8 protein-coding genes are annotated in these 6806 nt (G+C 30.3%); 6 read left to right on the top strand and 2 right to left on the bottom strand.

All coding sequences use genetic code 11. From position 1 onward, the window contains the following. Positions 1-332 (top strand): C40 family peptidase (locus ACI3VO_RS02575; RefSeq protein ID WP_439756413.1); only part of this gene is annotated, 332 nt, incomplete at its 5' end. A 545-nt stretch (positions 333-877) separates the two neighbouring features. On the opposite strand, the gene ACI3VO_RS02570 is transcribed toward ACI3VO_RS02575, so the two are convergent. Continuing rightward, on the bottom strand, positions 878-1744 hold the full coding sequence (locus tag ACI3VO_RS02570; RefSeq protein WP_439756412.1) for a MerR family transcriptional regulator: 867 nt from the start codon (positions 1742-1744) through the stop codon (positions 878-880). A 324-nt stretch (positions 1745-2068) separates the two neighbouring features. Between ACI3VO_RS02570 and ACI3VO_RS02565 the strand changes: the two genes are divergently transcribed. Next, the gene (locus tag ACI3VO_RS02565; protein WP_439756411.1) at positions 2069-2713 is read left to right on the top strand and encodes an HAD-IA family hydrolase; all 645 of its coding nucleotides are present in this window, start codon (positions 2069-2071) and stop codon (positions 2711-2713) included. 130 nt (positions 2714-2843) lie between these two features. Here ACI3VO_RS02565 and ACI3VO_RS02560 read toward each other — a convergent pair whose 3' ends face one another. Then, on the bottom strand, positions 2844-3512 hold the full coding sequence (locus ACI3VO_RS02560; RefSeq protein WP_439756410.1) for a DUF1648 domain-containing protein: 669 nt from the start codon (positions 3510-3512) through the stop codon (positions 2844-2846). Positions 3513-3620: 108 nt separating this feature from the next. On the opposite strand from ACI3VO_RS02560, the gene ACI3VO_RS02555 reads away from it, so the two are divergent. The 4 genes from ACI3VO_RS02555 (at position 3621) to ACI3VO_RS02540 (ending at position 6643) form a co-directional block, all read left to right on the top strand. Beyond that, positions 3621-4946, top strand: coding sequence for a M18 family aminopeptidase (locus ACI3VO_RS02555; RefSeq protein WP_439756409.1), 1326 nt, complete (start codon positions 3621-3623; stop codon positions 4944-4946). Between the two features lie 127 nt (positions 4947-5073). Continuing rightward, positions 5074-5592, top strand: coding sequence for a nitroreductase (locus ACI3VO_RS02550; protein ID WP_439756408.1), 519 nt, complete (start codon positions 5074-5076; stop codon positions 5590-5592). A gap of 81 nt (positions 5593-5673) precedes the next feature. Beyond that, positions 5674-6537, top strand: a complete 864-nt coding sequence (locus tag ACI3VO_RS02545) for a hypothetical protein (protein ID WP_439756407.1) — start codon at positions 5674-5676, stop codon at positions 6535-6537. Then, positions 6515-6643, top strand: a complete 129-nt coding sequence (locus ACI3VO_RS02540; RefSeq protein WP_439756406.1) for a hypothetical protein — start codon at positions 6515-6517, stop codon at positions 6641-6643. The genes ACI3VO_RS02545 and ACI3VO_RS02540 overlap by 23 nt, the downstream gene beginning before the upstream one ends. The last annotated feature ends 163 nt before the right edge of the window (positions 6644-6806 follow it).

The following is a 6806-nucleotide window of genomic DNA, read 5'->3' as shown; positions in this document are numbered from 1 at the left end:
CATATGTATGGGGAGCACAAGGACCAAACAGCTTCGACTGCTCAGGATTTACATACTATGTATTCAAGACAAAAGCAAATATTGCAATACCAAGAACTTCAAGTGCTCAAAGTAAGTACGGTACATACGTAAGCAAGAGCAACTTAAGAGCAGGAGATTTAGTATTTTTTGATACAAATGGATCAAATAATGGAAGTGTATCTCATGCAGGTATATACATAGGAAGTGGTAAATTTATCCACGCTTCTTCAACTCAAAAAAAGGTTGTAATATCAGATTTAAGTAGTGGTCATTACAGCAGAGCATTTGTAAATGGAAGAAGAGTTGTATAATAAAAAGTAAATATTTTTTCTATAAAAGAGGACCTGTGCAAAAATATGCATGAGGTCCTTTTATTGTTTAAAAAATATCTAGAAAATTTGTTCTGTGAAATTTTTGGGAAAATGTTTTCAAACGATACAAACTATAGAGTAACTCTATAGTTTGTATATATCGGAACGAAATTTGGAAAAAAATAAAAAAAATTGAAAAAAAGTATTGACATACTGTATACATAATTATATAATAAAACCATAGAAATTAAGTTATAAAATTTATGTTTGAGGAATAACAAGATGTAAGAAAATTATTGGCAGGTTTTCACATCAACTATTCTATAAATTTTTCTGACTTAAATCATATTCTACTTTCCCCAAAGATAGAATTTCAAAACAATAACAATAACGACCCCGTCTTATACAAACGGAAGTATAAGACACCTTGTAGCAACCATCCCCAATTGGTTGCTATTTTTTTATTTTCTAATAAAAAAGCATGGAGGCTGTGATTGCCTCCACACTAAAATAAAAAAGTACAATATATCTGCTAATCTATATAATTATTCGTATTTTTTATGTATAAATGGAATTTCAAATTTAATCAAGCTCTCTCCCTCATTTATAAAATAAAGAGAAGCATCTAAATATTTTATAAAGCCTGGATAAATAGGCTCTAGGTTTTTAAACTCTATCCAATTTATTAGATTCACAAAATACTCTTTGAAATTATTTTTTGATAGCTTCGTAATAGTCTCTATGTAATTAGATTTAGGTATTATCAGTAAATTGTCTGCATTTTTGTCGTCGTCTTTTATTTTATCCGCTTCTTCTTTAGTTATTTCTGTATAGTACTGTTGATCTTCGGATATTTTACCTAATTCAAAGAATTCGAATAGTGATTTAGAGTCGAATTCTTTGCTGTCGAACGTAAATATAAATTTATCGATTACATCTATAAAATTTTCAGAGGTTTCAAGTAAATTTTTCTTTGAAATACAACATTTGTTGGATTTTACATTGTTTTTTAATTTTTTAAAATATCTATCTTCATAGGATTTTACTACAGGAACATTTATCATTAAATTAGTAGAGTTGGCTTCTTTTAAAGTGTCCTTTACGACTCTCTCTATTTTTTTGATAGAAGCCACCTTTTCTATTAGTACCTTGTGGTGGTTTTGTAAAATGCGATGTTGAGTTTCCGTATCTGAGTGAAGGAGTAATTTTATATCGCTGATAGATAAATCTAGATCACGTAGACTTTTTATATGATTGATTATAGATATATCTCCAATAGTATAGTATCTATAGCGGTTGTTAGGATTTTTTTTAGATTCAATTAAACCTATTTTATCGTAATATCTCAATGTATCGATAGAAAGGCCTGTTATGCGTGAAGTTTCGCTTATATTAAATGTTAAATTCTTCATTTGTATATCTCCTGGTTATTACTAAAAAATATTTGTAAAATAGCATTGACTATGGAGTAACTCCATGGTTTATTATATAAGTATAGAAAAAATAAAAAAAATAGTCAACTTCGGGCTTGACTATATTTTAACAAAAATTATTTATTGTTTTAAATTTAGTTATTGTTTTAAATTCGTTTTGGGGAAAATGAATATATTTTGTACGGGAAAAGGCTGTATCAGGGGTGATACAGCCTTTTTGGTTTTTGTGATATTTAAATATAGATTGTTTTATTGTAAAATGTATCTAGTAAATAAAAAAATAATATAAGTTGGGAGATATAAATGAAAAAATACGAGACGATAATATTTGATTTAGATGGAACTATTACAGAATCTGATTTGGGAATAACTAATTCGATTAGATATTCGCTAAAATATTTTGGCATAGAAAAGGAAAGAGAATCATTAAAAAGACATATAGGACCAGCGCTTAGCGTGACTTTTAGAGAATATTTAGGCGATGATGAAGAAAAAATAAAGCTAGCTATAGAAAAATACAGAGAGTACTATGTTGCCGGCGGTATGCTTGAGAATGTAGTCTATGAAGGTGTGGAGGATACTTTAAAGGCTCTTAAGGAAGAGGGCAAGAAAATAATTCTAGCGTCATCAAAGCCTATGGTGTACTGCCAAAAGATTTTAGAGCATTTCGACTTAGATAAGTACTTCGACTTCATAGCAGGAAGTAATCTAGACGAAACTAGAACTAAAAAGCCTGAGGTAATAGCATTTGCACTAGAAAATATCGGCAAAAAGCCAGACCACAGCGTGCTTATGGTGGGAGACAGACAATACGATATCCTTGGCGCAAAACAATTAAACCTAGATTCAGTAGGCGTATTGTACGGCTATGGAGGTAGAGACGAGCTAGAAGCAGCAGGGGCTACTTATATAATAGAAAAAATAAATGATCTTTTAGAAATAGTGTAAATAAGGAAGGATTTTTTTCAAATTCAAATATCCAAGGGGCATCCTTTAATTTGGAAAATCTAAGAGGTTGCAAGCTAAATACCTATCAAGCTATAGAAATTTCAAAGCTTATAGGTATAATAATAAAAGATTAAATTTTTCTATATTTTTTTATATAGTGAAGAATAATAACTAAAGGTATTAGTATTATAAATAGTATTTCTGCAGTTAATAGGTGTAGTATGTAGGTATTTCCACATAATATACCTATTGGCAGGCATACTATGCTACTAGATTGCCAGTATGAGCCTAGATTGTGATGTAAATTTTTCCATATAGAGTTATCCATCAAATAATTTGGAATCTTTATACAAACGCTGGAATCTCTATCACAGTTTAAAAATATATATCCCAAAAACATAAATACAAAGCAAATTATACAGCTCAGTAAATTATAAAAATTGAACGTAGTTTTGCTATCTATACCATTTAAAGAAGTATATAGCTGTAGATAGCATAAAAGATTTACAGACACAATAAATAATAAAGCTGCAAAATCGCTAACTTTATCCTCTATTTTGATTTGAAATTCATCTGTAAAAATTCTAGGTCTAGCATAAGTGAATACAGCCAATAAAAAAGGTATAATTAGAACTTCTCCTTTATTTCCCCATTTAGCAACCTCACCTATAGTAGAATAATGAGAAGGAATTTGTTCTGGAATATTAGGGTATACAAAAAAAGTAACGATAAGAGGTAGAAAACCTAGTAAGTAATATATTATTTTTTTAAGTACAATTTTTTTATCTTTAAAGTCCATATAGAAATTATTCCTCCCAAATTTATAATACTATTTAACTATTATAATATATATGAAAAATAAATACATTAAAAAATTTAAATTTAATACATGAGAGGAGGTTTTGATGTGTTTAAACAAATGACTAACCAGTTATTAGATTTTATACAAAAAAGTCCAAGCTGTTATCATGCAGTAGAAAATACGAAGAAAATACTAGATGAAAATGGATTTTGTGAGGTTTCAGAAGGTAAAGCATGGGACCTACAAGAAGGTGGCAAATACTATGTAATTAGAAACTATTCATCTATAATAGCCTTTAAAATACCAAGTAAAAATTTCAAAGGCTTCAATATAGTTGCGAGCCACAGCGACGCGCCGACATTTAAGATAAAGGAAAATTATCAAATCGAAGTAGACAATAAGCTAGTTAAGCTAAATGTGGAAAAATACGGTGGTATGATATTTTCCTCTTGGTTTGACAGACCGCTTTCAATAGCAGGTAAGGTTGTAGTCAAGGAGGGCAACAAATTTATATCAAAGCTTGTAAACATAGATAGAGATCTAGTAGTTATACCTAACTTGGCAATACATTTTAACAGAAATATAAACGACGGCTACAAATACAATGCTCAAAACGACATGCTACCACTTTATGGAGATATAAGTTCAAAGGACAGCTTGATGAAATTAGTAGCAGATAGTATAGGTGTAGATGAAAAAGATATCTTAGGAAGCGATTTATTTTTATACAACAGAATGAAGGGAAGCATCTGGGGTGCTGACGAAGAATTTATGTCATCTCCAAAGCTAGACGACCTACAATGTGCGTTTTCATCATTAAAGGGATTTTTAGCAGGAGAAAACGAAGATACTGTACAGGTTCACGCAGTATTCGACAACGAAGAAGTGGGCAGTTTAACTAAGCAAGGTGCAGAATCTACTTTTTTAGTTGACACATTAAACAGAATAAACAGCGCTCTAGGAAGAACTCAAGAGGACTACCTAAGAGCCGTAGCAAACAGCTTTATGATATCAGCTGACAATGCCCACGCCGTACATCCAAATCACCCTCAAAAATCAGATCCTACAAATAGACCGTATATGAACGAGGGCATAGTGATAAAATTCAACGCAAACCAAAAATACACAACTGATTCAATGTCAGCGGCCGTATTTAAAAGTATTTGCGAGGATGCAGATGTACCTTATCAAGTATTTACAAATAAATCTGATATGACGGGTGGCTCTACACTTGGGAATATATCAAATTCAAAGGTGTCTTTAAACACGGTCGACATAGGTCTGCCTCAGCTTGCGATGCATTCAGCATATGAAACAGGAGGCATCAAGGATACGTATTACCTAGTTAAGGCGTTAGAAAGCTTCTATAGTACTTCTATTATTCAAGAGGAATGTGGAGTATTAACTATAAATAAAAAAGCTGGCAACTAAGAGTTGCCAGTTTTTTTCATATTGAAGTTAAACTATTTAAATAGTAATTTAAATGCTCTAGGAAAAATATGGATGAAAAATTATGGTATAATATATACATAAATTTATATAATCAGGAGGTATTCGAATGGAATTATTTGAAGCTTTAAAAGGAAGAAGAAGTGTTCGCGGATTTAAAGACGAACAAATAAAAGACGAAGAATTAAACGCTATACTAGAAGCAGGCGAATATGCAGCAACTGGAATGGGCAAGCAATCACCTATAATGATAGTTGTTCAAGATAAAGAAACTATAGCTAAATTATCAAAAATGAACGCAAAAATAATGGGAAAAGAAGATATGGATCCATTTTATGGAGCACCAACAGTAGTTATAGTCCTAGCAGACAAAAATAGACCTACTTGTGTAGAAGACGGAAGCTTAGTAATGGGTAATTTAATGAATGCAGCTTACGGATTAGGCGTAGGCTCTTGCTGGATTCACAGAGCTAAAGAAGAATTTGAAAGTGAAGAAGGAAAGGAACTTCTTAAAAAATGGGGAATTGAAGGCGACTACATAGGCGTTGGACATTGCGTTTTAGGTTATGCTAAGGATCCACTTAAACCAGCAGCACCTCGTAAAGAAGGATATGTAGTTAGAGTTTAATAGATAGTTTGATATTTAGGAAAATGGATTTCGCTTTTCGAGATCCATTTTTTTAAATAAATTATAAAAGAGGGAGTTATTATGAAGAATATATTTAATGGGAATAAGAGTAAACGAGAAAATATGTTTAAACTAGTATCGAATTTTATATTTAAAAGTACAGAGAATTTTAATGAAGTAAATTTTACTTATTGGGAAAAAGAAGATGATATCAGAAAAAGAAAATCTATCATGACAACTGTTTTCAGAGGAAAACCAGCAAAAGAGCCTTGTTTTTCAAAAGAAGAAATATCGAGCATAGTTGAAGAAATTTTTGAAGTATCATATAAAAAATATGAATTGATAGACATCACGTTATGGCTAAAAGATTATATTTTAGAAAAAAACACGAGAAAAACAATTATAGGTTATAAAATAACTAAAAAGGGTTTGGCAAATATTTATGATGAAATAGAAGAAGTACCTGATGGTGATATTTTTTATGAAAATAATGAATTAGTCGATTTAATAGGCGAGTTGGGTGTTGAAGTAACAGAAGAAAATATTTGTACATTTGATGCAGATATGATGGATTCATATTTATATGGTAGTTTTATAAAAAGATTTGATGATATGACTGGTGAAAATTTAAATTTCACAGATATAGAAGTAGCAGATTTTGACGAAATGGAAGACTTGGGATTTGGCGAATCGAAAATTACTGTAAATTTTAAAATCAATGAAAAACCAGAATCTATATCGATTAATTTTGATGATGAGTGGTTTAATGAAGAATTTATTTATAAACTAAATCAAAAATTAATTGAATTAGGCAATAGCAAGTATTTTTATTTCACAAATAATGAAACTCAAGGAAATGTAATTTATGCCAGTTATGACGATATTAAAAAAATCAACGAAGCAATTGAAAAAGATGGTAGATTTGAACAATATTACATCTTATGAAATAAAAATAGATTATGAAGACGACATAGAAGATGCGGTATTTTTAAGTGAAAAAGAATTATTTATTATAGGTAATTGTTATAGTGCTATTAAGCTAGATTTGTAATGTAGTTATTGACTAACTGCAACTTAAATGATACAATTTTACTCTAATAATAGAGGTTACGAAGCCTACAAAAATCGTATTAATAGAGGTTGTGGAGCCTATCAAAATCACATTAATAGAGGTTTGCGAAACCTATCAAAATCGTTTTAATAGATAAGATTGA

This window comes from Intestinibacter sp. (genome assembly GCF_051866655.1).
Taxonomy (GTDB): domain Bacteria; phylum Bacillota; class Clostridia; order Peptostreptococcales; family Peptostreptococcaceae; genus Intestinibacter.
The sequence above is the reverse complement of the archived record's forward strand: the minus strand, read 5'-3'. Positions and strand labels throughout refer to the sequence as shown.

Coding starts and splice junctions, on each gene's coding strand:
- ACI3VO_RS02550 (WP_439756408.1), top strand. CDS start 5,074: ATGGAATTATTTGAAGCTTTAAAAGGAAGAAGAAGTGTTCGCGGATTT.
- ACI3VO_RS02565 (WP_439756411.1), top strand. CDS start 2,069: ATGAAAAAATACGAGACGATAATATTTGATTTAGATGGAACTATTACA.
- ACI3VO_RS02545 (WP_439756407.1), top strand. CDS start 5,674: ATGAAGAATATATTTAATGGGAATAAGAGTAAACGAGAAAATATGTTT.
- ACI3VO_RS02560 (WP_439756410.1), bottom strand. CDS start 3,512: ATGGACTTTAAAGATAAAAAAATTGTACTTAAAAAAATAATATATTAC.
- ACI3VO_RS02570 (WP_439756412.1), bottom strand. CDS start 1,744: ATGAAGAATTTAACATTTAATATAAGCGAAACTTCACGCATAACAGGC.